A 1189-nucleotide genomic window follows, 5' to 3' on the forward strand; every position below is an offset into this window, starting at 1 on the left:
GAAGAGCTAACGCACTACACCTCATTCATTCTCAATAAGAGTTTGATTTTAGTTGAAGTATTCTTCAGTTCCCGAACGCAAATTCGTCTCTATATATAGCTTTCAACTAGCTTGTCACCCCGTGAGGTCTGTCCCATACGCTAATCTAAACAAGCTACTCACACAGACCATTAATTCAATAGCCACATCACTATAACTATTCGATGCTCCCCTACCTCCTGTTTTCTGTTGGCTTACCCACTGCTCTATTACTTCACGACTGAGCCAAAATGTCAGGCTACCTCTGTGCTTTAGGGAAGCATCATATTCAGACCAGTTACTAACCCGGTACTTGGACTTAGACTTGGACTTGGACTTAACGAGTATCTACTTCGGTGTAGGTTTTTCGTGCCATGCACTATTATTTTTACCCTATTTCCTTCCTTTGTACAACAAAGCCCTTCCAAACTGTAAATTTCAGCATCTAAAACATCAGCTATCGCCTTTTCCCTGGTCGTCACCAAAACCTGACAGCGCGGACCTCCCAAATTAAAAATTTTAGCATGGTCTGTACTCCAAGCATCATCCACAACAAATAACACAGCCTTATCATAAAGCAACGTCCGCAAATGATTAGCAGTTGCCTCGACACTTGTAGGCTTAAAATTATAGTCACCCAATAGTTGCACCCAACGACTCAGCTAAAGCAAAATATTAGGCTCTTGACCTAATGTCACCCAGAGAATACCATCAGCAAAACGAGATTGTACCTCCTCATCATAAGCTAAAGCCGTTGCCAGAGTAGACTTACCCACAGCACCCAAACCGTGGATAGCAGTCATCACAATAGCTCGCGTATCCGATGAATTTGTCAGTAGGTTAGCCTTTAAATTGTCGCTGTATTCTGGGCGATCTACATAGTATGTGGGGAGTGGTGGTGCTTGGAATACTCTAGTTCTAATGGTTGTCGTATAAGTGGAGGCACCAAATATTTCTCCACAAACTTTTTTACACAATCATAAACCAAATCATTTTTTTGACATTTAGCAATAGAGTTGTGGTCTGCTGGAATAGCAACAGGTTTAATATCAAATCCGGTAGCATCGGTATAATAAAATTAAACCTGATAAATTAAGGGATAAATAGTAAGAGTTGGGCGATACTGCGCTCCGCAACGCTCCGCGAACGCCATGCCGAGATTGTTAAAGCT

General features: G+C 41.9%; 1 protein-coding gene and 1 pseudogene. Both read right to left on the reverse strand.

Annotated elements, in window-relative coordinates; translation table 11 throughout:
• Positions 1 to 114: 114 nt before the first annotated feature.
• Positions 115 to 366: a transposase gene (locus F6K22_RS42960; protein ID WP_363275588.1), complete on the reverse strand. Its 252-nt coding sequence runs from the start codon at positions 364 to 366 to the stop codon at positions 115 to 117.
• A pseudogene (locus F6K22_RS41280) lies at positions 291 to 821 on the reverse strand (NB-ARC domain-containing protein). The gene F6K22_RS42960 and the pseudogene F6K22_RS41280 overlap by 76 nt, the downstream one beginning before the upstream one ends.
• Positions 822 to 1189: the final 368 nt, after the last annotated feature.

The organism is Okeania sp. SIO2F4 (genome assembly GCF_010672385.1).
GTDB lineage: Bacteria > Cyanobacteriota > Cyanobacteriia > Cyanobacteriales > Microcoleaceae > Trichodesmium.